Here is a 24,222-nt window from a genome sequence, read left to right on the forward strand (position 1 = left end):
CCACCGGTGACCGCACAACTCCTGGACGGCAGGGCGACCGCCGCCTCCGTCCGCCGCGAACTCGCCGAACGCGTCGCCAAGGTGACCGCCCTGACCGGCCGCCCGCCGGGCCTCGGGACCGTCCTCGTCGGCGACGACCCCGGCAGCCACGCCTACGTCGGCGGCAAGCACCGCGACTGCGCCCAGGTCGGCATCGCCTCCCTGCGCCGCGAACTGCCCGCCGACGCCACCCAGCAGCAGGTAGAGGACGTCATCGACGAACTCAACGCCGATCCCGCCTGCACCGGCTACATCGTCCAGCTCCCGCTCCCGCGCCACCTGGACACGAACGCCGTCCTCGCCCGCATGGACCCGGCCAAGGACGCCGACGGACTGCACCCCGTCAACCTCGGCCGGCTCGTCCTCGGCACCGACGCCCCGCTGCCCTGCACCCCGCGCGGCATCGTCGAACTCCTGCGCCGCCACGACGTCCCGCTCGCCGGAGCGCGCGTGTGCGTCGTCGGCCGGGGCATCACCGTCGGCCGGCCCATCGGACTGCTGCTCACCCGCCGGTCCGAGAACGCCACCGTCACCCTCTGCCACACCGGAACCAAGGGCCTGGCCCGGCACACCCGCGAGGCGGACATCGTCGTCGCCGCGGCCGGCTCACCCGGACTGATCACCAAGGACATGCTGCGCCCCGGCGCGGCCGTCCTGGACGTCGGAATCACCCGCACCGAGCAGGGGCTCGTCGGCGACATCCACCCGGACGCCGCCGAGGTCGCCGGATGGCTCGCCCCGATGCCCGGGGGAGTGGGACCCATGACCCGGGCGATGCTGCTCGCCAATGTCGTCGAGGCCGCCGAGAGGAACGCGAACACCGTATGAACGCGCTGAACACGCCGCTGGCGGAGCTGGACCCCGAGGTCCACGAAGCCCTCCGCGCCGAGCTGCACCGCCAGCAGACCACCCTGGAGATGATCGCCTCCGAGAACTTCGCGCCCACCGCGGTGATGGAGGCCCAGGGCTCGGTCGCGACCAACAAGTACGCCGAGGGCTACCCCGGCCGGCGCTACTACGGCGGCTGCGAACACGTCGACGTCACCGAGCGGCTCGCCATCGCGCGCGTCAAGTCCCTCTTCGGGGCCGGCTACGCCAACGTCCAGCCGCACTCGGGCGCCCAGGCCAACACCGCCGTCTTCTTCGCGCTGCTGAAGCCCGGCGACACCGTCCTCGGCCTCGACCTCGCGCACGGCGGCCACCTCACCCACGGCATGCGCATCAACTACAGCGGCAAGATGCTCAACGTCGTGCCCTACCACGTCTCCGAGGCGGACCACCTCGTCGACATGGACGAAGTGGAGCGGCTCGCCAAGGAACACCGCCCCAAGATGATCATCGCGGGCTGGTCGGCGTACCCGAGGCAGCTGGACTTCGCGGCCTTCCGGCGGATCGCCGACGAGGTCGGTGCCCTCCTCATGGTCGACATGGCGCACTTCGCCGGACTGGTCGCCGCCGGACTGCACCCGAGTCCGGTCCCGCACGCGCATGTCGTCACCACCACCACGCACAAGACGCTCGGCGGACCCCGCGGCGGCGTGATCCTCACCGACGACGCCGACCTCGCCAAGAAGATCAACTCGGCGGTGTTCCCCGGTATGCAGGGCGGCCCGCTGGAACACGTCATCGCCGCCAAGGCGGTCGCGTTCAAGGTCGCCGCCACCCCGGCGTTCGCGGAACGCCAGGCCCGCACCCTGGCCGGCGCGCACCTCCTCGCCGAACGGCTCGGCAGGCCCGACGCGGCCGCGGCCGGCGTGAAGGTCCTGACCGGCGGCACGGACGTCCACCTCGTCCTCGTCGACCTGCGCGACTCGCCCCTGGACGGCAAGCAGGCCGAGGACCTCCTGCACCGCATCGGCATCACCGTCAACCGCAACGCCGTCCCCTTCGACCCGCGCCCGCCCATGGTGACCTCCGGCCTGCGCATCGGCACCCCGGCGCTGGCCACCCGCGGCTTCAGCGAGACGGACTTCGCCGAGGTCGCCGACGTCATCGCGCTCGCCCTCCAGCCGGAGCCGGACGTGTCCGCGCTGCGCGCCCGCACGGAGGCCCTCGCGGCCAAGCACCCGCTCTACCCGCACCTCTCGCACGACGGAGACGCCCGATGAGCCCCCGCACCCCCGGCGCCGACCTCCCCGACCACCCCGATTTCCTGTGGCGCAACCCCGACCCCAAGCCGTCCTACGACGTGATCGTGGTGGGCGGCGGCGGACACGGCCTGGCCACCGCGCACTACCTGGCGAAGAACCACGGCATCACCAACGTCGCCGTGCTGGAGAAGGGCTGGCTCGCGGGCGGCAACATGGCCCGCAACACCACGATCATCCGCTCCAACTACCTGTGGGACGAGAGCGCCGGCATCTACGAGCACGCCCTGAAGCTGTGGGAGGGGCTGGAGGAGGAGCTGGACTACCCGATCCTCTTCTCCCAGCGCGGTGTGCTGAACCTCGCCCACAGCCTCCAGGACGTCCGCGACAGCGTCCGCCGTGTCGAGGCAAACCGGCTCAACGGCGTCGACGCCGAGTGGCTGGACGCCGACGGGGTCAAGGAAGTCTGCCCGATCGTCAACACCTCACCGGACGTGCGCTATCCCGTCCTCGGCGGCACCTACCAGCCGCGTGCCGGCATCGCCAAGCACGACTACGTGGCGTGGGGCTTCGCCCGCTCCGCCGACGCCGCCGGCATCGACATCATCCAGAACTGCGAGGTCACCGGCCTCGATGTGATCGGCGGCCGGGTCGTCGGCGTACAGACCACGCGCGGGCCCATCGCGGCCGGCAAGGTGGCGCTGTGCTCGGCCGGCCACACCTCGGTCCTCGCCGCGATGGCCGGCATCGAACTGCCCGTGCAGAGCCACCCGTTGCAGGCCCTGGTCTCCGAACTCCTAGAACCGGTCCATCCGACGGTCGTCATGTCCAACGCCGTCCATGTGTACGTCAGCCAGGCGCACAAGGGCGAGCTGGTGATGGGCGCCGGCATCGACGCGTACAACTCCTACACCCAGCGCGGCGCGTTCCACATCATCGAGGAGCAGATGGCGGCCGCCCTGGAGCTCTTCCCGGTGTTCGCCCGCGCCCATGTGCTGCGCACCTGGGGCGGCATCGTGGACGTCAGCCCGGACGCCTCACCCATCGTCGGCCTGTCCCCGGTCGACAACCTCTACCTCAACTGCGGCTGGGGCACCGGCGGTTTCAAGGCCACCCCGGGAGTCGGCTGGGTCTACGCCCACACCATCGCCCACGACACGCCCCACGCGCTGAACGCCCCCTTCTCGCTCGACCGTTTCACCACCGGCGCGCTCGTCGACGAGCACGGCGCTGCCGCGGTGGCCCACTAGGAGCCGACCCATGCTGCTGATCTCCTGCCCGTGGTGCGGGCCCCGCGACGAGGCCGAGTTCCACTACGGCGGCCAGGCCCATGTGCCCTACCCGGAGGACCCCGCCGCCCTCACCGACGAGGAGTGGGCCCGCTACCTCTTCTTCCGCGACAACCCCAAGGGCCCCTTCGCCGAACGCTGGAGCCACGCGGCGGGCTGCCGCAAGTGGTTCAACGCCGTGCGCAACACGGCGACGAACGAGATCCTGGCGATCTACAAGACGGACGAACCCCGCCCGGAGAGCGTCCAGAGCCGCCCGGTCACCTCCCGGCCGAGCGCGGTCACTTCCCAGCCGAGGCCGGACGAATCAGCCCGTCCGGCGTTTGAGGACGAGGCCCGTCCAGGGCCGACGGGGGTCCGGGGGGCGCAGCCCCCTGGCGGGGTCGAAGGGGCGGAGCCCCTTCAGGACGGGACGGGTAGGGGCGGCGGGGGCGAGACCCAGCCGTTCCGCCGCCCCACCGGCGGCCGCATCGACCGCGAAGAACCCCTCACCTTCACCTTCGACGGCACGCAATACCAGGGCTACCGAGGCGACACCCTCGCCTCCGCCCTCCTCGCCAACGGCGTCATCCAGGCCGGCACCAGCATCAAGCTCGGCCGCCCCCGCGGCATCTTCTCCGCCGGTGTCGAGGAACCCAACGCGGTCGTCCAGATCGAGGCCCCCTTCCCCGAGCCCATGCTCCCCGCCCCCGCGATCGAGCTGTACGACGGCCTGGTCGCGAGCAGCCTGCCCGGCCAGGGCCGCCTCGCCACCGAACCCGACCCCGCGCGCTACGACGCCCTGCACGCCCACTGCGACCTGCTGGTCGTCGGCGCCGGCCCGGCCGGCCTCGCGGCCGCGGCGGCGGCAGCGGACAGCGGCGCCCGCGTCATCCTCGCCGACGACCAGCCCGAGCTCGGCGGCAGCCTCCTCGGCACCGGCGAGCACCTCGACTGGGTCGCCGAGACCCGGGCCCGGCTCGACCTCGCCCCCGAGGTGCGCGTCCTGCGCCGTACCACCGTCTTCGGGTACTACGACGACAACCATCTGCTCGCCGTCGAACGCCGCACCGGCCATCTGGGCGCCGACGCCCCCGACAACGTCTCCCGCGAGCGGGTCTGGCGCATCCGCGCCCGCCGCGTGGTCCTCGCGACCGGCGCCCACGAGCGGTCACTGGCGTTCGGCGACAACGACCGTCCCGGCGTGATGCTGGCGGCCTCGGCCCGGACGTATCTGCACCGCTACGGGGTCGTCCCCGGCCGGCACGCGGTGGTGTTCACCACCAACGACAGCGCCTACGCCGCCGCACTCGACCTCGCCGCCGCCGGGGTGGACATCGCGGCGGTCGTCGACCCCCGGCCCGAGCCGGGCCCGTGGGCGCAGCGCGCCAGGGCCGCCGGGATCGAGGTGCTCGCCGGGCACGCGGTCACCGGTACGGAGGGCGGGGACCGGCTCACCGCCGTGACCGTCGCCCCGTTCGGACAGAGCGCCGGACAGCGGGAGTTCGCCGTCGACCTGCTGCTGGTCTCCGGCGGCTGGAACCCGGTCGCGCACCTGTTCAGCCAGTCCGGCGGCAAGCTCCGCCACGACGACACGCTCGGCACGTTCGTGCCCGACAGCGCCCGTCAGGCCGTCGAGGCCGCGGGCAGCGCCAACGGCGCCTTCGACCTCGCCACGGCCCTCGCCGAGGGCGCTGCGGCCGGTGCCCGGGCCATCGAGGCGGAGGGCTGGACCGCCACCACGCCCGCCCTGCCGGCCGTCACGGCGCAGCCGTCCACGCCGCCGCTGCAGGTCTTCACCATCCCCACGCCCACCGGCGCCCCCCGGTTCGTCGACCTCCAGCGCGACGTCACGGTCGAGGACCTCGGGCGGGCCACCGGGGCCGGACTGCGCTCGGTGGAGCACACCAAGCGCTACACCACCGCCGGCACCGGCGGCGACCAGGGCCGCACGGCCGGCGTCCTGGCCAGCGGGGTCGTCGCCGAACTCCTCGGCGTGGACATCTCGGCGCTGGGCCTGCCGACCTTCCGGCCGCCGTACACACCGGTGTCCTTCGCCGCCCTCGCCGGCCGCGACCGCGGGGTGCTGAGCGACCCGGTCCGCACCACCGCGCTGCACGCCTGGCACGTCGAGCACGGCGCGCTGTTCGAGAACGTCGGCCAGTGGAAGCGGCCCTGGTACTACCCGCGGCCCGGCGAGGACATGGAGGCAGCGGTCCTGCGCGAGTGCCGCGCCGCCCGCGAGGGCGTGGCCTTCATGGACGCCTCCACGCTCGGCAAGATCGATGTGCAGGGCCCGGACGCCGGGGCGTTCCTCGATCTGCTCTACACCAACATGATGAGCACCCTGAAGACCGGCATGATCCGCTACGGCGTGATGTGCCGCCCGGACGGCATGGTCTTCGACGACGGCACGGTCATCCGGCTCGCCCAGGACCGCTTCCTGGTCACTACCACAACCGGCAACGCGGCGGCCGTACTGGACTGGATGGAGGAGTGGCTGCAGACCGAGTGGCCCGACCTGAAGGTGCACTGCACCTCCGTCACCGAACAGTGGGCGACCGTCGCCCTGGTGGGACCGAAGTCCCGTGCGGTCCTCGGCGCGCTCGCGCCCGAACTGGCCGTCTCCAACGACAACTTCCCGTTCATGGCGTGGCGGGAGGCGACCGTCGCGGGCATCGAGGCCCGGGTGTGCCGCATCTCCTTCTCCGGTGAACTCGCCTACGAGATCAACGTCTCGCCGTGGGACGCGCTCGCCCTGTGGGAGGCGCTGTACGAGGCCGGAGCCCCGTACGGCATCACCCCGTACGGCACCGAGACCATGCACGTCCTGCGCGCCGAGAAGGGCTACCCGATCATCGGCCAGGACACCGACGGCACGGTCACCCCGCAGGACCTCGGCATGAGCTGGGCGGTGTCGAAGAAGAAGCCCGACTTCATCGGCAAGCGCTCCTACGCCCGTGCCGACACCCTCCGCCCCGACCGCAAGCACCTCGTCGGCCTGCTCCCCGAGGACCCGGCCGACTTCCTGCCCGAGGGCACCCACCTGGTCGCCGACAGCGAGCTGCCCGCGCCGCCCGTGCCGATGCTCGGGCACGTCACCTCGAGCTACCGCAGCGCCGCGCTCGGCCGGCCCTTCGCGCTCGCCCTGGTCAAGGGCGGCCGGGAGCGCATCGGCGAACGCCTCTACGCCCCCGTCGGCGACCGCCTGGTCCCGGTGACCGTCGCCAGTCCCGTCCTCTTCGACCCCGAGGGAGCCCGCCGCGATGGCTGACACCGCCCTGACCGCACGGCAGCGCAGCCCCCTGGCGCACGCCGCCGCCCGCCTGGCCGCCGCGACCCGCGCCTCGCGGGGCGCGATCCGCCTGGCCGAACTTCCCCTGCTGGCCCAGGTGAACGTGCGCCTGGACGCCAAGGGTCCGGCCGCGGACGCCGTCGGGCTGGCCCTGGGCCTCCAGCTGCCCCTGGAACCCAACACGGTCGTCCACGCCGGGGAGGTCACCGTGGTGTGGCTCGGCCCCGACGAATGGCTGGTGGTGGGTCGGCCCGGCACCCAGCGGGAGCTGGAGAGCCGGATCCGCGCGGCGGCCGGTGACGAGCACGTCTCCGTCACCGACGTCTCCGCCCAGCGCACCACCCTTCTGGTCGGCGGACCGCGCGCCCGCGACCTGCTCGCCCACGGCTGCTCGCTGGACCTGCACCCGCGTGCCTTCGGCCCCGGGCGCTGCGCCCAGACGATGCTGGCCCGCGCCCAGGTCGTCCTGGTGGCCCGCGACGAGTCCCGGGCCGGTTTCTGGGTCCTGGTGCGGTCCTCCTTCGCCGGCTATCTGACGGACTGGCTGCTCGACGCGTCCGTGGAGTACCGGTGAGGGGCGAGGTGCCCCCGACGCTCCCGGCCGGGTCCCCGTGACCGCCATGGCCCCCGCCGTCACCGCGTCCCGCCCGGGCGTGCCGGAGCGGTACCCGTCCGGGCTGCCCAGGCCCGGGCGGACGCTGGTGATGGGCGTCGTCAACGTCACCCCCGACTCGTTCTCCGACGGCGGACTCGCCCACGCCCCGGACGCGGCCGTCGCGCACGGACTGGCGTTGCTGGAGCAGGGCGCCGACATCGTCGACGTGGGCGGGGAGTCCACCCGGCCCGGCGCGGCCCGCCCGCCGGTGGAGGAGGAGCTGCGGCGCGTCCTGCCGGTCGTGCGGGCGCTGGCCGCGGCCGGGGCGACCGTGAGCGTCGACACCATGCGCGCCGAGGTCGCCGCCCGCGCCCTCGACGCGGGCGCACGGCTGGTCAACGACGTCTCCGGCGGCCTGGCCGACCCGGCGCTGCCGGCGCTGATGGCCCGCGCCGACGTGCCGTACGTCGTCATGCACTGGCGCGGCCACTCCGCCGGGATGCAGGGCAACGCGGTGTACGACGACGTCGTGGGCGACGTGGCCGGCGAACTGCGGCTGCGCATCGACGCCGCGCTGGACGCCGGGGTCCGGCCCGACCGTCTGGTCGTCGACCCGGGGCTGGGCTTCGCCAAGACGGCCGAGCACAACTGGGAGCTGCTGGGCCGTCTCGAGGAGATCCGGGCGCTGGGCCTGCCCGTCCTCGTGGGCGCGTCCCGCAAGTCGTTCCTGGGCCAGGTGCTGGCCGACCCGGCGACGGGACGCCCGCGTCCGGCAGCCTCGCGGGACACGGCCACGGCCGCGGTCTCCGTCCTCGCCGCCGCCCAGGGCGTGTGGTGCCTGCGCGTGCACGACGTGGCCTCCACGCTCGACGCGGTCCGGGTGACGGCCCGCTGGGGCGCCGGTGCACGGCCCGCGCCGTGGGGGCTGCCCACCAGCCCCTCCGCACGGCCGGTGGGGGCAGGGCACACGCGCTGAGCAGCGGTCTGCTTCTAGGGGGTGTTTCCCCGATCACGCCGCGAGCCCGGCGTGATCGGGGAAACACCCCCTAGCATCCTGTCATGGCAACGGAAAGCAGCCCCTCCGTCCCGGACCGACCGGATCCCGCCGCGGCCGCGACGGGGTCGGTCTTCGACACCGTGGTGGACCGCAGGAGCTCCAACTCCATGAAGTGGGCCCGCGCCGACGAGTTCCTCGCCCCCGACGAGGTCGCGGCGCAGCCGCTGCCGATGTGGGTCGCCGACATGGACTTCCGGGCTCCGCAGGTGGTGCTCGACGCGCTCCACGAGGCCGTGGACCACGGTGTCTTCGGGTACCCCGGCGGCGCCACCGACAGCTACCTCGACGCCGTGACCGGCTGGCAGGCCAGCCGGTTCGGCTGGGAGGTGCCGCGCGCGTGGGTGCTGCAGACCGCCGGCGTCATCACCACGCTCAAGACGGTCGTGCAGGCGTTCTCCGCACCCGGTGACTCGGTCCTGATCCAGCCGCCGGTGTACGCGCACTTCCACGACGACGTCCGGCTCAACGGCCGGCACCTGGCGTACGCCCCGCTGGAGCGGGCCGGTGACGGCTACCGGTTCGATGCCCGGACCTTCGAGGCCGCGATCCGGCCCGACACGAAACTGTTCGTCCTGAGCCACCCGCACAACCCGACGGGCAACGTCTGGACCGAGGAGGAGCTGACGGCCATGGGCGAGATCTGCGCCCGCCACGGCGTCCTCGTCGTCTCCGACGAGGTCCACCAGGACCTCGTTCTCGACCCGGCGAAGACGCACGTCCCCTTCGCTTCGCTCGGCCCCGGCTTCGCGCGCAACAGCATCACGTGCACCTCCCCGAGCAAGACGTTCAACCTGCCGGGCCTGCAGAGCGCCAACGTCTTCGTGCCGGACGCGAGACTGCGCGAGGAACTGGCCCGCCAGTACGAACGCAACCTGTTCCCGCTGGTCAACGTGCTCGGCATGGTCGCCGCGGAAGCGGCCTACGCCCACGGTGAGCCGTGGCTGGAGGAGCTGCTGACCTATCTGCGCGGCAACCACGCCCACTTCGCGCAGGCGGTCAACAACGGCACGCCGAAGCTGAGGGTCCTGCCGGCCGACTCGCTCTACCTGGCGTGGATGGACTGCCGGGGGCTCGGCCTGGACGCCGAGTCCCTGGACAGGTTCATGCTCACCCGGGCGCGGCTGTGGCTGGACAAGGGGCAGAAGTTCGGCGTCGAGGGCCACGGCTACATGCGGGTGAACCTCGGCTGTCCCCGGGCCACGGTCGACGAGGCGATCCGGCGCCTGCTCACGGCGGTTAACGCCCCGGCCGGCACCTCCGGCTGATCCGGCCCGCGGCGCCTCAGCCGACGTACCCCATGCGGTGGCTGATCTCCTCGGCGCCCTTGACCAGCAAGGGTGCCAGTTCGTGCATCCGTTCCTCGGTGAAGCGGTAGGCGGGTCCGGAGGCGCTGAGCGCGGCGACGACCTCGCCGTGGTGGGCGCGGATCGGGGCGGCCATGGCGTGCAGGCCGATCTCCAGCTCCTCCAGCGTCACCGCGTAGCCGCGCTCCCGTGCCTCGGCGAGATCCTTCTCCAGGCCGGTCCGGGCGGTCAGAGTGCGCGGCGTGAGCTTCGGCAGCCCGGACTCCTCGAGCACCTCGTCGCGCCGCGCGTCCGGCAGGTGCGCGAGCAGGATCTTGCCGCTGGAGGTGGCGTGCACGGGGGTGAGCTGCCCGACCCAGTTGTGGGTGCCGACGGCGCCCGGTCCGCGCACCTGGTACAGGTTGACGGCGTAGTGCTCCTGCAGGACGGCGATGTTGACCGTCTCGCCGATCTCCTCGCTGAGCCGCTCGCACACCTCCCGGCCCTGCTGGGTGATGTCGAGCCGGCCGGTGACCGCGCCGGCCAGCCGGACGATCCCGAAGCCCAGCCGGTACTTGCCGCGCTCGCCCGACTGCTCCACGAGGCCGCGCGCCTCCAGGGCGCCGAGCAGGCGGAACGCGGTCGACTTGTGCACGTCTATCTCGGCGGCCACCTCGCTGACGCCGGCCTCCCCGCGCTGGGCGAGGATCTCCAGGACGCTGACGGCACGGTCGACGGACTGCACGCCGTTCACCGCGGGAGCCGCTGTTTCGCCATCTGCGGTGTAGTTGCTCATGACGCAACTATACGTGGGACAGGGCCCCGTGGACCCGGCTTCGCACAGGGAGAATACGACGGCCCCCGGGTCCGTGGGGGCCGTCCGGGAAGCCGGGTTCAGCCGAAGACGACCGTGCAGCGGCCGTTCACCAGGACACGGCTCTCGCTGTGCCACTGCACGGCCCGGGCGAGGACCCGGGCCTCGACGTCGCGGCCCATGGTGACCAGGTCGTCCGGCGCCTGGGAGTGGTCGACGCGGACCACGTCCTGCTCGATGATCGGGCCCTCGTCGAGGTCCGGGGTGACGTAGTGCGCCGTGGCCCCCACGAGCTTGACGCCGCGTTCGTGCGCCTGGACGTAGGGCCGGGCGCCCTTGAAGCTCGGCAGGAAGGAGTGGTGGATGTTGATGGCCCGCCCGTCGAGCTGCTTGCACAGGTCGTCGGAGAGGATCTGCATGTAGCGGGCGAGCACCACCAGGTCGATGCCGAGTTCGTCGACCAGCTGCAGCAGCCTGGCCTCTGCCTCCGCCTTGGTGTCCTTGGTGACCGGGATGTGATGGAAGGGGATGCCGTAGTTCCGGGCCAGCGGCTCGAAGTCGCGGTGGTTGGAGACGATCGCCGGGATCTCGATGTTGAGCGCGCCGGTGGACTGGCGGAAGAGCAGGTCGTTCAGGCAGTGGCCGAACTTGGACACCATGATCAGGGTCCGGGTCGGGGTCGCGGCGTCATGCAGCTGCCAGGTGATCCGGTAGGCCTCGGCGACCGGACCGAAGCCCGTGCGCAGCTGCTCCAGGGAGACGCCCGGATGGGAGACGTCGAAGTGCACCCGCATGAAGAAGCGGTCCTGGAGGCGGTCGTCGAACTGCTGGCTCTCCAGGATGTTGCCGGAGTGCCGTACCAGGAAGCTGGTGACGGCATGGACGAGGCCGGCCCGGTCGGGGCACGAGAGGGTGAGGACGAACTCGCGGCCGGGCTGCGGGCGAGGAGACATGGCATCCTCCGTGGGTGCGTAATACGCAACGATAAGAGTGATACGCAACATCGTCCCGTGGGGACGGGGGGTGGTCAAGGGGTACGTTCCATAGAGTGCGTTGCGATGCGTAATGCGCAACAACTTCGGGCGTCGTGGAAGTTACAAGAGCTTCCGCTCTGTGTCTTGACGTCGAAACGCGGCCGAGGTTCGGTTGCGTTGGCAGAAACGGGTTTTGCCCAGCGCAACTCTATCCGGCGTTCCCCGCGACACAGGAGGTTCGATGTCGATCCGTGCCATCGACGAGGCACCGCTGAGCAGATTCCATCGCAAACTCACCTGGGCCTGCGCGGGCGGTCCCTTCCTCGACGGGTATCTGCTCAGCATCATCGGCGTGGCCCTCGTCGGCATGAGCGGCGAACTCCACCTGACCACCGGCGACGAGAGCCTCATCGGTGCCGCCGCCCTGGTCGGGATCTTCGTCGGCGGCCTCTTCTTCGGCGCCCTCACCGACCGGCTCGGCCGCGAGGCGATGTACACCCTCGACCTGGCGGTGCTCGTCGCCGGGTCGGTGCTCTCGGTGTTCGCCACCGAGACCTGGCAGTTCGTCGTCCTGCGCTTCGTCCTCGGCATGGCCATCGGCGCCGACTACCCGATCGCGACCTCCCTGCTGGCCGAGTGGGTGCCGGGCCGGCACCGCGGCAGGCTCCTCGGTGTCCTCATCCTCGCCTGGTACATCGGCGCCGCGGCCGCCTATGTGGTCGGCTACGCGATGGCGGAGATCGGCGGCACGGGCACCTGGCGGTGGATGCTCGCCTCGGGGGCCGTACTCAGCGCCGTCATCCTGCTGCTGCGGATCGGGACGCCCGAATCACCGCTGTGGCTGGTGAACAGGGGCCGTACCGCCGACGCGCAACGGGCGATCCACAAGGCCCTCGGACGTACCGTGCCGGTCGCGCAGCTGGTCGAGGCGGCGGCCGCCGAACAGGCGGAGCGGCACAGCCGCTTCCGCGATCTGTTCCACGGCGCCTATCTGCGGCGGACACTGTTCTGCGGCCTGTTCTACATGTGCCAGATCACGCCGATGTTCGCCCTCTACACCTTCGGGCCCGCCATCCTCGGCTCCTTCGGCCTCGGGGAGGGCAACAGCGGCAACCTGGGCTCGGCGCTGATCAGCGTCGTCTTCGTGCTCGGCTGTGTCCCGGCGCTGCGCCTGGTGGACCGGGTGGGGCGCCGGCCCGTCATCGTGTGGTCGTTCGCGCTGATGGTGGTCCCGCTCGCCGTGCTCGGCGGCGGCTCCGCGCTGCCCATGGGCGTGGTCGTCGCCTGCTTCTGCGCCTACGCCCTCTTCTCCGGCGGGCCGACGGTTCTGGAGTGGACCTATCCCAACGAGCTGTTCCCGACGGCGATCCGGGCCACCGCGGGAGGCGTGGCCACCTCGATCAGCCGTATCGGTGCGGCAGCCGGCACCTATCTGCTGCCGCTCTCCCTGGACCGGCTCGGCATCGGCACGACGATGCTGATCGGCGCCGGAGTCACGGCCGTGGGCTGGCTGGTGTCCCTGGCGTGGGCCGAGGAGACGCGTGGCCGCACCCTCGCGGAGACCAGCGCCCTGCCCGGGCGTTCCCGGCGTGCGTCGGCCCCCGGCCGCGAGCACGACCTCGAGCGTTCCTGAGCCGACGAGGTCAAGGGCTTGACGGTCGACGGCTCCGAGGGCCTGGACCGCATCCCCGGCGTCGCGGACGACCAGGACTGCCGCTACTACGCGATCACGGTCAAGCCCCAGGTCTTCATCAACCTGGTGCCCGACCACGTGATCCTCCACCGCATGTATCCGCTGGCGCACGACCGCACGGTCGTCGTGTGCGACTGGCTGTACCTGCCGCACGTCGTGGAGAGCGGCAAGGACGTGGACCGCTCGGTGGAACTGTTCCACCGGGTGAACCAGCAGGACTTCGACGCCTGTGAGCGCACCCAGCCGGGCATGAGCTCGCGGGCCTACGCCAAGGGCGGCGTCCTGGTGCCGAGCGAGCAACACATCGGCGCCTTCCACACCTGGCTGCAGGACAGGCTCGGCGTCCACCCCGTCGGCTGACCCCGCCGCCCCCGTACCGCCCGTCCGCCTGCCGACCGGCCCCTCCGGCAGGCGGACGGACCGCGTTCGCTGCGCGCCGCGGATCCGTGCCGGGGGAGGCCACCCATACTGGAGGCATGGGCATGCAACGGGGTGAGTCCCGTCCGTCGGGCCCAGAGCGGCAGAAACGGTCCGAGGACGGGACTGACGCCTCACAGAGGCCGGACGGGTCCAAGGACGGCCGCGACGGTCCACAGCGGCCGGACCGGGCCGAGGACGGCCCGCCGCGGCCACCCGCCCGCCTGCCGTCCGTGCTGAACGTCCACAGCGTCGCCGGCCAGGTCCTCGTCCTGCAGGTGGCGGTCGTCCTGCTGCTCGTCGTCGCCGCCGTGGCGGCCCTGGTGCTGCAGGCCCGGGGGGCCGGTCTCCAGGAGGCCAGGGAACGCTCGCTCGTCGCCGCCGAGACCTTCGCGCACGCCCCCGGAACCCTGCAGGCCATGAAGTCGTCCGACCCCAGCGCCCTGCTGCAGCCACGCGCGGAGGAGGCCCGCAAGCTGGCCCGGGTCAACTACATCATCGCCTTCAGCCCGGCCGGCGTCCGCTGGACCCACCCCGACCCGCGGCTGATCGGCAAGCACGTCGTGGGCTCCTACGCCGACGCGCTCGCCGGGCACGTCCACCAGGCCACGTACGACACGCCCGGCGTCGGACGCGCCGTGGACACGATGGTCCCCGTCACGGACACCGACAGCAAGGTCGTCGGACTGGTGTCCGTCGGCATCACCGTCCGCAGCGTGGAGCGCAGGGTGACGGACCAGCTGCCCCTGCTGTTCGGCTCCGCCGCCGCCGGACTCATCCTGGTCACGACCGGATCGGTGCTGGTGAGCCGTCGGGTGCGACGCCAGACGCACGGGCTGGAACCGGCCGAGATGACCCGCATGTACGAGCATCACGACGCGGTGCTGCACTCGGTGCGCGAGGGCGTGCTCGTGGTCAGCGGCGAGGGCCGGCTGCTGCTCGCCAACGACGAGGCCCGCCGGCTGCTGGACCTGCCCGCCGACGCGGACGGCCGGCGGGTCGCCGAGATCGGGCTCGCCCCGCGCACGGCGGCGCTGCTGACCTCGGGTGAGGCGGCCACCGACGAGGTGCTGCTGGAGGGCGAGCGGCTGCTGGCGGTCAACGTGCGGCCCACCGCGCCGCACGGGGGCCCGGCCGGGAGCGTGGCGACGCTGCGGGACACCACCGAACTGCGGGCCCTCGCGGGGCGGGCCCGGCGGGCACGCGAACGCCTCCAACTGCTGTACGACGCGGGCCTGCGGATCGGCACCACCCTCGACGTGGTGCGCACGTCCGAGGAGCTGGCCGAGGTCGCGGTGCCGGGATTCGCCGACTTCGCCACCGTGGAACTGCTCGACGCGGTACGCCGAGGCGAGGAACCGGACACCGGCAGCACGGTTCTGCACCGCACCGCCGTACGCGGCGTACGGGACGGCCATCCGCTCGACCCGGCACGGACCGGGATCGCCCTCGCGCCGGACACCCCGCAGGCGCTGGGCCTCGAACGCGGTCGCGCCGTGCTGGAGGCCGATCTGCGGGCCGCGCACGACTGGCGGGCACGGGACGCGGAGCGGGCAAGTCAGGTGCTGGACTTCGGTATCCACTCGCTGATCACCGCGCCGTTGCGGGCCCGCGGCACGGCACTCGGCACGGTCGAGTTCTGGCGTTCGGACCAGGACGCCTTCACGGAGGAGGACCTCGCCTTCGCCGAGGAGCTGGCGGCCCGGGCGGCCGTCGCCCTCGACAACGCCCGCCGGTACACCCGTGAGCACACCATGGCGGTCACGCTGCAGCGCAGCCTGCTGCCGCGCTCGCTGCCCGAGCAGTCCGCCCTGGAGGTGGCCCACCGCTATCTGCCCGCGCAGGGCGGCGGGGTGAGCGGCGACTGGTTCGACGTCATCGCCCTGCCCGGCGCGCGGGTCGCCCTGGTGGTCGGCGATGTCGTCGGGCACGGGCTGCACGCGGCCGCGACCATGGGCCGGTTGCGCACGGTGGTGCACAACTTCTGCGCGCTCGATCTGTCCCCGGACGAGCTGCTGAGTCACCTGGACGAACTGGTCGCCCACATCGACGCGACCGAGCAATCGGAGGTCCGCGGTGACGGCGAGGGCGCCGGGATCACGGGCGCCACCTGCCTGTTCGCGATCTACGACCCGGTGTCCGGGCAGTGCTGCATGGCCCGGGCCGGCCATCCCGGGCCCGCCCTGGTCCACCCCGACGGCACCGTCGCCTTCCCCGACGTCCCGGTCTCGCCGCCGCTCGGCCTGGGCGTCGGCCTGCCGGTCGAGACGGCCGAACTGCGGCTCGCCGAGGGCTCGATGCTGGCCCTGTTCACCGACGGGCTCGTGGAGGACCGCGACCGGGACTTCGACGCCGGCCTCGCACTCCTCGCGGGTGCCCTTTCGCATCCGGGCCAGGACCCGGAGCAGGCGTGCCGGGCGGTGCTCGGCGCCCTGCTGCCCGACCGCCCCCGCGACGACATCGCCCTTCTGATGGCCCGTACGCGGCTGCTGGACCCGGACCGGGTGGCCGACTGGGACGTGCCCGACGACCCCGCCGCCATCGCCCCGCTGCGCGCCGCCTGTATGCGCCGGCTGGGGGACTGGGGGCTGGACGCGATCGCCTTCACCACCGAGCTGATCCTCAGCGAGCTGGTCACCAACGCCATCCGGTACGGCGCCCAGCCGGTGCGGCTGCGGCTGCTGTACGACCGGGACAGCCTGATCTGCGAGGTCGCCGACGGCAGCAGCACCTCCCCGCACCTGCGGCGCGCGGCCGTCACCGACGAGGGCGGACGGGGACTGTTCCTCGTCGCCCGGCTGGCCCGGCGGTGGGGCGTGCGCTACACCGCCCGCGGCAAGGTCATCTGGAGCGAGCAGGCCGTGGACACCCCCGAGTCCGGGGCGGACGACGTCCCGGCCGACGCCTTGCTGGAGCAGTGGGACGACTTGGAACTCTGAGCCCGGCGACGCGCAACCCCGAGCCCGGCGACGCGGAACTCTGAGCCCGGCGACGCGGATCCCTGAGCCCGGCGCGTGATTCGCCATGCGCAACATCGCGCGCCATCAGAAACCGATATGGCTCGTTCTCTTGACAACCCTCCGGTGCGCCGAAAGCATGTTGCGCATAACGATCGTAGTTGTGGTATCTGAAACAGACCGCCTGTCCGGCACCCCGGAGGTCCCCATGAGCATCACCGTCGTCGGAGCGTCGCTGGCAGGACTGAGCACGGTCCGCGCTCTGCGCGCGGAGGGGTACGACGGTGGGATCGTCGTCGTGGGGGAGGAGCGCCACCTCCCCTACGACCGGCCGCCGTTGTCCAAGGACTTCCTCAAGGGCACCCTCGACGCGGACGCCCTCGCGCTCGGCGACGGGTCCGAGTACGACGCCCTGGACGTGCGGTGGCAGCTCGGCGAGCGCGCGGTGCGCCTCGACCCCGCGGACCGCTCGGTGACCCTCTCCTCGGGGCGCCGGCTGTCCACCGACGGCGTCGTCGTCGCGACCGGCGCGAGCCCGCGCACCCTGCCCGGCACCGACGGGCTCGCCGGCGTCCACACCCTGCGCACCCTGGACGACGCCCAGGCCCTGCGCGCCGAACTGCACGACGGCCTGCCCCGGGTCGTGGTCATCGGCGCCGGTTTCATCGGCGCCGAGGTGGCCTCCACCGCCCGCGGACTCGGACTCGACGTCACCGTCGTCGAGGCGCTCGACGTGCCGCTGGAACGCCAACTGGGCCGCGCCATGGGCCGGGTGTGCTCCTCCTTGCACACCGACCACGGCGCCCGCCTGCTCACCGGGACCGGCGTGGCCGGACTCACCGGAGAAGACCGGGTCACCGGCGTGCGCCTGACCGACGGGCGCGAACTGCCCGCCGACATCGTCGTGGTCGGCGTGGGCGTGCGGCCCGCGACCGACTGGCTCGCCGGCTCCGGCGTCCAGGTCGGCGACGGTGTGGTGTGCGACGCCGGCTGCGCCACCAGCGTCCCCGGCGTGGTCTCCGTCGGTGACGTCGCCCGCTGGCCGCACCCCTTCACCGGGCGGTACGCCCGCATCGAGCACTGGAGCAACGCCACCGAGCAGGCGACGACCGCCGCCCGCACCCTGCTCACCGGAGTCTCGGCGCCCGCCCCGCGCACCGCGCCCTACTTCTGGTCCGACCAGTACGAGGTGCGCATCCAGCTCGCGGGCCACGTCGCACCCGGCGCCGTCCCCGAGGTGGTCGACGGCGACGTCGACAACCGCTGTTTCACCGCCGTGTACCGGCGCGAGGACACCCCGGTCGCGGTGCTCTCCCTGAACCAGACCAAGCTGTTCAACCGCCTGCGCCGCACCCTCGTCCCCGCCGCCGCGCCCGTCGCCGTCTGAACCCGGCCCGCCCGGCACCCCCACCGCGCGGACCCGGGCCCGCAAGGGTCCCGCCCCCTCGGGGCCCGCCCCGCCGGCACGCAAGCGACAACCCTCCCCGCAGGGGTGCGCCCCCGTGGCACGCCCCGCCCGTCCCCCGGAGTATGGCGTGGCAATCAGCGTCTTCGACCTGTTCTCCATCGGCATCGGCCCGTCCAGCTCGCACACCGTCGGCCCGATGCGCGCCGCCGCGATGTTCGCGACCCGGCTGAAGACGGACGGCCTGCTCGCCCAGACCGCCGCCGTACGCGCGGAGTTGTTCGGCTCCCTCGGCGCCACCGGCCACGGCCACGGCACCCCCAAGGCCGTCCTGCTCGGCCTCGAGGGCAACCAGCCGCACACCGTCGACGTCGTGCGGGCCGACGAGGACGTCGAGCGCATCCGCGCCACCGGGCGCATCCGCCTGCTCGGTGCCGAGATCGGCCCCGCCCACGAGATCGGCTTCGACGCCTCCACCCACCTGGTCCTGCACCGCCGCCGTTCCCTGCCGTACCACGCCAACGGCATGACCCTCTTCGCCTACGACGACGACGGCGTCCCGCTGCTGGAGAAGACGTACTACTCCGTCGGCGGCGGCTTCGTCGTCGACGAGGACGCCGTCGGCGCCGACCGGATCACACCCGACACCACCAGGCTCACCCACCCCTTCCACACCGGCGACGAACTGCTGGAACTGACCAAGGAGACCGGGCTGTCGATCTCCGCCCTGATGCTGGAGAACGAGAAGGCCTGGCGCACCGAGGCGGAGATCCGCGCCGGACTGCTGGAGATCTGGCGGGTGATGGAGGGCTGCGTGGCCCGCGGCCTGTCCCGTGAGGGCATCCTCCCCGGCGGGCTGAAGGTGCGCCGGCGGGCCGCGGCGGCGGCCCGGGCGCTGCGCAGCGAGGGGGACGCGGCGGCCCGCGCGATGGAGTGGGTGACCCTGTACGCCATGGCGGTGAACGAGGAGAACGCCGCCGGCGGCCGGGTCGTCACCGCCCCGACCAACGGCGCCGCCGGCATCATCCCCGCGGTCCTGCACTACTACCTGACCTTCGTGCCCGGCGCGGACGAGGACGGTGTCGTCCGCTTCCTGCTCGCGGCCGGCGCCATCGGCCTGCTCTTCAAGGAGAACGCCTCCATCTCCGGCGCCGAGGTCGGCTGCCAGGGCGAGGTCGGCTCCGCCTGTTCCATGGCCGCCGGAGGTCTCGCCGAGGTGCTGGGCGGCACACCCGAACAGGTGGAGAACGCCGCCGAGATCGGCATGGAGCACAACCTCGGCCTGACCTGCGACCCGGTCGGCGGCCTGGTGCAGATCCCGTGCATCGAACGCAACGGCATGGCCGCGGTCAAGGCGGTCACCGCCGCCCGCATGGCCCTGCGCGGCGACGGCCGGCACCACGTCTCCCTCGACAAGGTCATCAAGACGATGAAGGAGACCGGCGCCGACATGAAGGTCAAGTACAAGGAGACCGCTCGCGGCGGCCTCGCCGTCAACGTCATCGAGTGCTGAGGAACCGAGGCACCCGCGTGTCAGGCTCTCCCGGACGCCGCCCCCGCCGCGTCGCGATGCTCAGTGTCCACACCTCGCCGCTGCACCAGCCCGGCACCGGCGACGCCGGCGGCATGAACGTCTACATCGTCGAACTCGCCCGGCGCCTCGCCGCCCGCGGCATCGAGGTGGAGATCTTCACCCGGGCCACCTCCGCCGGCCTCCCCTCCGAGGTCGCCCTCGCACCCGGTGTGCTGGTCCGGCACGTGACCGCCGGACCCTACGAGGGCCTGGCCAAGGAGGACCTGCCCACTCAGCTGTGCGCCTTCGCCCACGCGGTGACCCGGGCGTGGGCCGGCCACCGCCCCGGCCACTACGACCTGCTCCACTCCCACTACTGGCTCTCCGGGCACGTCGGCCGCCTCGCCGCAGCCCGCTGGGGCGCACCGCTCGTGCACTCCATGCACACCATGGCCAAGGTCAAGAATGCCCGCCTCGCCGACGGCGACGTCCCCGAGCCGGCGATCCGGGTGGCCGGCGAGAACCAGGTCGTACGGGACGCCCACCGGTTGATAGCGAACACCGAGCGGGAAGCGGTCGATCTGCTGCGCCACTACGACGCCGAGACCGGCCGCGTCGCCGTCGTCCACCCCGGCGTCGACCTGGACCGCTTCCGGCCCGGCGCCTGCGGCGCGGCCGCGGGCCGGGCGGCGGCCCGGGCGCGCCTGGGGCTGCCGCAGGACGCGCTGATCCCCCTGTTCGCCGGACGCCTCCAGCCGTTGAAGGCACCGGACGTCCTACTGCGCGCGGTGGCCCGGCTCCTGCGCGAGCGGCCCCGGCTGCGCGAGCGGCTCCTCGTCCCGGTCGTCGGCGGGCCGAGCGGCAGCGGCCTGGCCCGGCCCGAGGGCCTGCACAAACTGGCCGCCTCGCTCGGCATCTCCGACGTCGTCCTGTTCCGGCCGCCGGTCGGTCAGGACCGCCTCGCCGACTGGTACCGCGCGGCGTCCGTCCTGGTCATGCCCTCGCGCAGCGAATCCTTCGGCCTGGTGGCCCTCGAGGCCCAGGCCTGCGGCACGCCGGTGATCGCCGCCCGCGTCGGCGGTCTGCCGGTGGCCGTACGCGACGGCGTGAGCGGCGTCCTCGTACCGGGGCACGATCCCGCGGACTACGCCCGCGTCCTGAGCCGCTTCGCCGACGACCCGTCCCTGTCCCTGCGCATGGGCACGGCCGCCGCCCGGCACGCCCGTTCCTTCGGCTGGGACACCGCCGCTGCGGCGACGGCGCGGGTGTACACCCAGGCCATGCGGGAGCGCCGGCTGCGCGGCTGACGGCGACCGCGCCCGTCCGTTCGTCCGGCCATCGGGTTCTCCCCGGTGACGCGGCGACCGCGGTGCTTGAACGGCCACCCCTCCCGGCCGATTCTGGACACCCCGCGTCGGGCGGCGCCGCAGCCGCGACAGCAAGGACGGACCCCATGGCAGACCTCTCGGAGGCCACCGTGTCCCCCGGCACCGCCGTCGGCCCGGCACCGGCGGCGCCCCTCTCGCGGCGGGTGCGCCGCATCACGGTGCGGGCCGGCGACGTCACCCTCTCCGGGCTGTGCGGCGAACCGCCGCACAGCCCGCCCCGCGCGCTCGTCGTCGCCCTGCACGGCGGTGGCACCAGCGCGGGCTACTTCGACGGACAGGCCCACCCCGACCTGTCCCTGCTGACCCTCGGCGCGCACCTCGGCTACCGGGTGGTCGCCCTGGACCGCCCCGGCTACGGCGCCTCCGCCGCCGAACTGCCCGACGGGCGCACGCTCGTCGAGCAGGCGGCCGACATCGCGGCCGCGGTACGCCGGCTGGCCTGCGACGACCCCGTGGGCGGCGGGGTGTTCGTGCTCGCCCACTCCTTCGCCGGCAAGCTCGCCTTCCTGCTCGCCGCCGAGCACGCCCCCGACGGGCTGCTGGGACTGGACGTCTCGGGCTGCGGCACGAAACTCGCCGTGCCCTACGACCAGGTGCGCAACGACCGCAACGTGCGACGGCTCAACTGGGGGCCGCTCGGCCTGTATCCGCCCGGCACCTTCCAGGCCGCCGCGACGGTCGTCGCGCCGATGCCGCCGCGCGAGGCCGCGTCGGCCGGTGACTGGGAGCGGCTGTCCGCCGAGGTGCTGCCCCGGGTCCGGGTGCCCGTCCGGCTGACCTTCGCCGAGCACGAGGCCTGGTGGCGGCACGGCGACGCCGACGTCGCCGACATGGCCGGCCGGCTGACCGCCGCGCCGCGCGTACGCGTGGACCGGATGCCCGGAGCGGGGCACAACATCAGCCTCGGCTGGGCCGCGCGGACGTACCACCTCAGGGCACTGGCGTTCGCGGAGGAGTGCCTGAGGCACACCGCCTGACCGGTCCTGCCGGGGTCCGGTTCCGTGGCCGGTGGCCGACGGCCGGGCGGTGCGGTGCGGCGGCCGTTTACCCGCCGCCCCGACGGGTCACCCCTTGAGGACACACGCGTGTGGAGGGAGTCCGTCGTGGTGGACAGCACAGGGGTGGATCCGGCAGGGCTCGACGCATGCCGTGTCGACGCCGTCGACGTACACGCCTTCGAGGTGCCGACGGACGGCCCCGGCGGCAAGGAGCAGGACGGCACCCTGGAGTGGGACTCCACGACGATGGTCCTGGTCCGGGTGCACGCCGGCGGCACCTTCGGCCTCGGGTACACCTACGGGGACGTCTCGGTCGCCGCGTTCGCCGAGTCCGAGCTCGCGCCTTTGCTGAAGGAGCAGAAGGTCACCTCGCCGGCCGCGCTGTGGCACCGCATGCAGCAGCAGATCCGCAACGCGGGCCGCCCCGGCGTCGGCGCCATGGCCGTCTCCGCCGTGGACGTCGCCCTGTGGGACCTCAAGGCACGGCTCCTGGGCCTGCCGCTCGTGCGGCTGCTCCCCGCCTTCCACGACCGGGTCCCGGTGTACGGCAGCGGCGGCTTCACCAACTACCCGCTGGACCGGCTCACCGAGCAGCTCGGCGGGTGGACCGACCAGGGCATCCCCCGGGTCAAGCTCAAGACCTCGCGGGAGCCGGAGCGCGACCCGCAGCGGCTGACGGCCGTGCGCAAGGCGGTGGGTGACGCGACGGAGATCTTCACCGACGCCAACGGGGCGCTCAGCCGCAAGGAGGCGCTGTACTGGGCCCGCCGCTTCCACGAGGAGTGGGACGTGCGGTGGTTCGAGGAGCCCGTCTCCTCCGCCGACCTGGAGGGCCTGCGCATGCTGCGCGAGCAGGGCCCGGGACGGCTGGAGATCGCCGCGGGCGAGTACGCGTACACCACCCAGGACTTCACCAACCTCGTCGAGGGCCCCGCCGTGGACTGCCTCCAGGCCGACGTCACCCGCTGCGGCGGCATCACCGGTGTCCTCGAGACGGCCGGCCTGGCAGCCGCCCACCACCTGGACCTGTCGGCCCACTGCGCGCCGGCGCTGTCGGCGCACGCCTTCTGCGCCGTGCGCCGGCTGCGGCACCTGGAGTACTTCCACGACCACGTGCGCGTCGAGCGGCTGCTGTTCGACGGCACGCTGTCGCCCGACGGCGGCGCCCTGCGCCCGGACCCCTCCCGGCCCGGCCTCGGCCTGGACGTCAAGTGGCCCGACGCCGAACGCCACCGCGTGTACGGGTCCCGGAGCGAGTGACTCGATTGCGGCTCGTACGTGCCCGTGCACTGGGTCCGCGGCCACGGGAGCCTCGCTCGTGGAGCCGGATCGCGGCCGGAGCGGCGGTGAAGACCGAGGAGTAGGTGCCCACGGCGAGACCGATGAGCAGGGCCAGCGCGAAGTCGGTGAGCGCGGGACCGCCGAGCACCGCCAGGGCGGTCAGGACGAACGCCGCCCCCGTGCCGGTGTTCAGGGTGCGGGGCAGCGTCTGCACGATCGCCTGTACTGCCGCGGCGGCCGTGCGGAGCCGGGTGGTCGGTGTGCTGCTCGTGGCGGCTGACCGTCCGCAGCGCACTCGCGACGGCGTCACCGACGTCGTCGGCGAGCGGCCCGGATGCCCGGGCCTGCCCGGCCGCCGTCGCCGCGACCGGAAGGCCCCCGGCGGTGTCCGGGGGCAGGCCGGCGAGGGTGAGGGTGGCCAGCAGCGCGAGGACGGCGGCCGTCAGGCGCGCGGGCAGCCGGGACACCGTGCGCTCAGGGTTCGATCAGGCCGGCGCGGATGGCGTACCGGGTGAGTTCCAGACGGTCGCGCAGCCCCAGCTTGTGCAGCAGGTTGGCGCGGTGCCGCTGCACGGTCTTGACGCTGATGAACAGCAGGTCGGCGATCTGCTTGGAGGAATGTCCCTCCGCGACGAGCTTGAGGACCTCTTCCTCGCGCGGCGTGAGGATCTGGTCGGGGGCCTCCTCGCCGTGCCCGACCCGCTCGAGGTAGTTGCGGATCAGCGCGGTGACCGCGCCCGGGTACAGGAACGGCTCGTTGCGCATCGCTGCCCGGCAGGCGGCCACCAGATCCTGGTCGGCGACCGACTTCAGTACGTACCCGCTGGCCCCCGCCTTGAGGGCCTGGAAGAAGTACTGCTCGTTGTCGTGCATGGTGAGCATCAGGATCCGCAGGCCCGGCCGCAGGGCGGTCAGTTCGCGGGCGGACTGCAGCCCGGTCAGCCGGGGCATGGCGATGTCGAGCACGGCCAGGTCGATGTCGTGGGTGCGGGCCAGCTCGATGGCCTCGGCGCCGTCCCCGGCCTCGGCGACCACGTCGAGGTCCGGTTCCTGGTCGAGGATGAGGCGCACACCGCGGCGCACCAGCGCGTGGTCGTCGGCGAGCAGGATGCGGATCGTGCGCGACGGCGCCGAGGCGGACGTGCTCGTGTCGGTCAT

General features: G+C 73.1%; 17 protein-coding genes and 2 pseudogenes. 15 read left to right on the forward strand and 4 right to left on the reverse strand.

The annotated features are described in order from the left end of the window. Positions 1 to 6 precede the first annotated feature (6 nt). The 7 genes from ACZ64A_RS06580 (at position 7) to ACZ64A_RS06610 (ending at position 9,606) form a co-directional block, all read left to right on the forward strand. Positions 7 to 867 (forward strand): bifunctional methylenetetrahydrofolate dehydrogenase/methenyltetrahydrofolate cyclohydrolase, encoded by an 861-nt coding sequence (locus ACZ64A_RS06580; RefSeq protein WP_469808621.1) that lies wholly within the window; start codon positions 7 to 9, stop codon positions 865 to 867. Continuing rightward, entirely contained in the window at positions 864 to 2,147 is a 1,284-nt protein-coding gene (gene glyA / locus ACZ64A_RS06585; RefSeq protein ID WP_469808622.1) for a serine hydroxymethyltransferase, read from the forward strand. The genes ACZ64A_RS06580 and glyA overlap by 4 nt, the downstream gene beginning before the upstream one ends. Next, positions 2,144 to 3,376, forward strand: a complete 1,233-nt coding sequence (locus tag ACZ64A_RS06590) for a sarcosine oxidase subunit beta family protein (RefSeq protein ID WP_469808623.1) — start codon at positions 2,144 to 2,146, stop codon at positions 3,374 to 3,376. The genes glyA and ACZ64A_RS06590 overlap by 4 nt, the downstream gene beginning before the upstream one ends. Before the next feature lie 10 nt (positions 3,377 to 3,386). Then, positions 3,387 to 6,668 carry a sarcosine oxidase subunit alpha family protein gene (locus ACZ64A_RS06595; protein WP_469808625.1) on the forward strand — a complete coding sequence of 1,094 codons (3,282 nt, stop codon included), beginning with the start codon at positions 3,387 to 3,389 and terminating at the stop codon, positions 6,666 to 6,668. Next, positions 6,661 to 7,263 (forward strand): sarcosine oxidase subunit gamma, encoded by a 603-nt coding sequence (locus ACZ64A_RS06600; protein WP_469808626.1) that lies wholly within the window; start codon positions 6,661 to 6,663, stop codon positions 7,261 to 7,263. Before ACZ64A_RS06595 ends, ACZ64A_RS06600 begins: the two co-directional genes overlap by 8 nt. 46 nt (positions 7,264 to 7,309) lie before the next feature. Then, a complete protein-coding gene (gene folP / locus ACZ64A_RS06605; RefSeq protein ID WP_469808628.1) occupies positions 7,310 to 8,260 on the forward strand; it encodes a dihydropteroate synthase in 951 nt (316 codons plus the stop codon). An 83-nt stretch (positions 8,261 to 8,343) separates the two neighbouring features. Further along, positions 8,344 to 9,606 (forward strand): MalY/PatB family protein, encoded by a 1,263-nt coding sequence (locus tag ACZ64A_RS06610; protein WP_469808629.1) that lies wholly within the window; start codon positions 8,344 to 8,346, stop codon positions 9,604 to 9,606. Between the two features lie 16 nt (positions 9,607 to 9,622). Here ACZ64A_RS06610 and ACZ64A_RS06615 read toward each other — a convergent pair whose 3' ends face one another. Together ACZ64A_RS06615 and purU are read right to left on the reverse strand one after the other, a co-directional pair. After that, on the reverse strand, positions 9,623 to 10,420 hold the full coding sequence (locus ACZ64A_RS06615; RefSeq protein WP_469808630.1) for an IclR family transcriptional regulator: 798 nt from the start codon (positions 10,418 to 10,420) through the stop codon (positions 9,623 to 9,625). A gap of 98 nt (positions 10,421 to 10,518) precedes the next feature. Further along, complete coding sequence (gene purU / locus ACZ64A_RS06620) at positions 10,519 to 11,391, reverse strand: formyltetrahydrofolate deformylase (RefSeq protein ID WP_469808631.1); 873 nt, start codon at positions 11,389 to 11,391, stop codon at positions 10,519 to 10,521. Between the two features lie 262 nt (positions 11,392 to 11,653). Between purU and ACZ64A_RS06625 the strand changes: the two genes are divergently transcribed. The 8 genes and pseudogenes from ACZ64A_RS06625 to ACZ64A_RS06660 all read left to right on the forward strand — a co-directional run bounded on the left by ACZ64A_RS06625 (position 11,654) and on the right by ACZ64A_RS06660 (position 23,043). Next, entirely contained in the window at positions 11,654 to 13,045 is a 1,392-nt protein-coding gene (locus ACZ64A_RS06625) for an MFS transporter (protein WP_469808632.1), read from the forward strand. A 3-nt stretch (positions 13,046 to 13,048) separates the two neighbouring features. Beyond that, a pseudogene (locus ACZ64A_RS06630) lies at positions 13,049 to 13,465 on the forward strand (SRPBCC family protein); the annotation flags it as partial. Between the two features lie 290 nt (positions 13,466 to 13,755). After that, complete coding sequence (locus tag ACZ64A_RS06635; protein WP_469808633.1) at positions 13,756 to 16,461, forward strand: SpoIIE family protein phosphatase; 2,706 nt, start codon at positions 13,756 to 13,758, stop codon at positions 16,459 to 16,461. 226 nt (positions 16,462 to 16,687) lie between these two features. Continuing rightward, positions 16,688 to 17,866: an NAD(P)/FAD-dependent oxidoreductase gene (locus ACZ64A_RS06640; protein ID WP_469808635.1), complete on the forward strand. Its 1,179-nt coding sequence runs from the start codon at positions 16,688 to 16,690 to the stop codon at positions 17,864 to 17,866. 148 nt (positions 17,867 to 18,014) lie between these two features. Continuing rightward, complete coding sequence (locus tag ACZ64A_RS06645) at positions 18,015 to 19,397, forward strand: L-serine ammonia-lyase (protein WP_469808636.1); 1,383 nt, start codon at positions 18,015 to 18,017, stop codon at positions 19,395 to 19,397. A gap of 56 nt (positions 19,398 to 19,453) precedes the next feature. Further along, on the forward strand, positions 19,454 to 20,704 hold the full coding sequence (gene mshA / locus ACZ64A_RS06650) for a D-inositol-3-phosphate glycosyltransferase (RefSeq protein ID WP_469809083.1): 1,251 nt from the start codon (positions 19,454 to 19,456) through the stop codon (positions 20,702 to 20,704). Between the two features lie 146 nt (positions 20,705 to 20,850). Then, positions 20,851 to 21,762 carry an alpha/beta hydrolase gene (locus ACZ64A_RS06655; RefSeq protein WP_469808638.1) on the forward strand — a complete coding sequence of 304 codons (912 nt, stop codon included), beginning with the start codon at positions 20,851 to 20,853 and terminating at the stop codon, positions 21,760 to 21,762. Positions 21,763 to 21,888: 126 nt separating this feature from the next. Then, positions 21,889 to 23,043: an enolase C-terminal domain-like protein gene (locus ACZ64A_RS06660; RefSeq protein WP_469808639.1), complete on the forward strand. Its 1,155-nt coding sequence runs from the start codon at positions 21,889 to 21,891 to the stop codon at positions 23,041 to 23,043. On the opposite strand, the pseudogene ACZ64A_RS06665 reads toward ACZ64A_RS06660, so the two are convergent. Beyond that, positions 22,991 to 23,293, reverse strand: a pseudogene (locus tag ACZ64A_RS06665) (hypothetical protein); the annotation flags it as partial. The gene ACZ64A_RS06660 and the pseudogene ACZ64A_RS06665 sit on opposite strands and share 53 nt — an antisense overlap. Positions 23,294 to 23,538: 245 nt before the next feature. After that, the gene (locus ACZ64A_RS06670) at positions 23,539 to 24,222 is read right to left on the reverse strand and encodes a response regulator (protein WP_469808641.1); all 684 of its coding nucleotides are present in this window, start codon (positions 24,220 to 24,222) and stop codon (positions 23,539 to 23,541) included.

This window comes from Streptomyces sp. NPDC104814 (genome assembly GCF_055583185.1).

Coding starts and splice junctions, on each gene's coding strand:
- glyA (WP_469808622.1), top strand. CDS start 864: ATGAACGCGCTGAACACGCCGCTGGCGGAGCTGGACCCCGAGGTCCAC.
- ACZ64A_RS06590 (WP_469808623.1), top strand. CDS start 2,144: ATGAGCCCCCGCACCCCCGGCGCCGACCTCCCCGACCACCCCGATTTC.
- ACZ64A_RS06595 (WP_469808625.1), top strand. CDS start 3,387: ATGCTGCTGATCTCCTGCCCGTGGTGCGGGCCCCGCGACGAGGCCGAG.
- ACZ64A_RS06600 (WP_469808626.1), top strand. CDS start 6,661: ATGGCTGACACCGCCCTGACCGCACGGCAGCGCAGCCCCCTGGCGCAC.
- folP (WP_469808628.1), top strand. CDS start 7,310: ATGGCCCCCGCCGTCACCGCGTCCCGCCCGGGCGTGCCGGAGCGGTAC.
- ACZ64A_RS06610 (WP_469808629.1), top strand. CDS start 8,344: ATGGCAACGGAAAGCAGCCCCTCCGTCCCGGACCGACCGGATCCCGCC.
- ACZ64A_RS06615 (WP_469808630.1), bottom strand. CDS start 10,420: ATGAGCAACTACACCGCAGATGGCGAAACAGCGGCTCCCGCGGTGAAC.
- purU (WP_469808631.1), bottom strand. CDS start 11,391: ATGTCTCCTCGCCCGCAGCCCGGCCGCGAGTTCGTCCTCACCCTCTCG.
- ACZ64A_RS06625 (WP_469808632.1), top strand. CDS start 11,654: ATGTCGATCCGTGCCATCGACGAGGCACCGCTGAGCAGATTCCATCGC.
- ACZ64A_RS06640 (WP_469808635.1), top strand. CDS start 16,688: ATGAGCATCACCGTCGTCGGAGCGTCGCTGGCAGGACTGAGCACGGTC.
- mshA (WP_469809083.1), top strand. CDS start 19,454: ATGCTCAGTGTCCACACCTCGCCGCTGCACCAGCCCGGCACCGGCGAC.
- ACZ64A_RS06655 (WP_469808638.1), top strand. CDS start 20,851: ATGGCAGACCTCTCGGAGGCCACCGTGTCCCCCGGCACCGCCGTCGGC.
- ACZ64A_RS06670 (WP_469808641.1), bottom strand. CDS start 24,222: ATGACCGACACGAGCACGTCCGCCTCGGCGCCGTCGCGCACGATCCGC.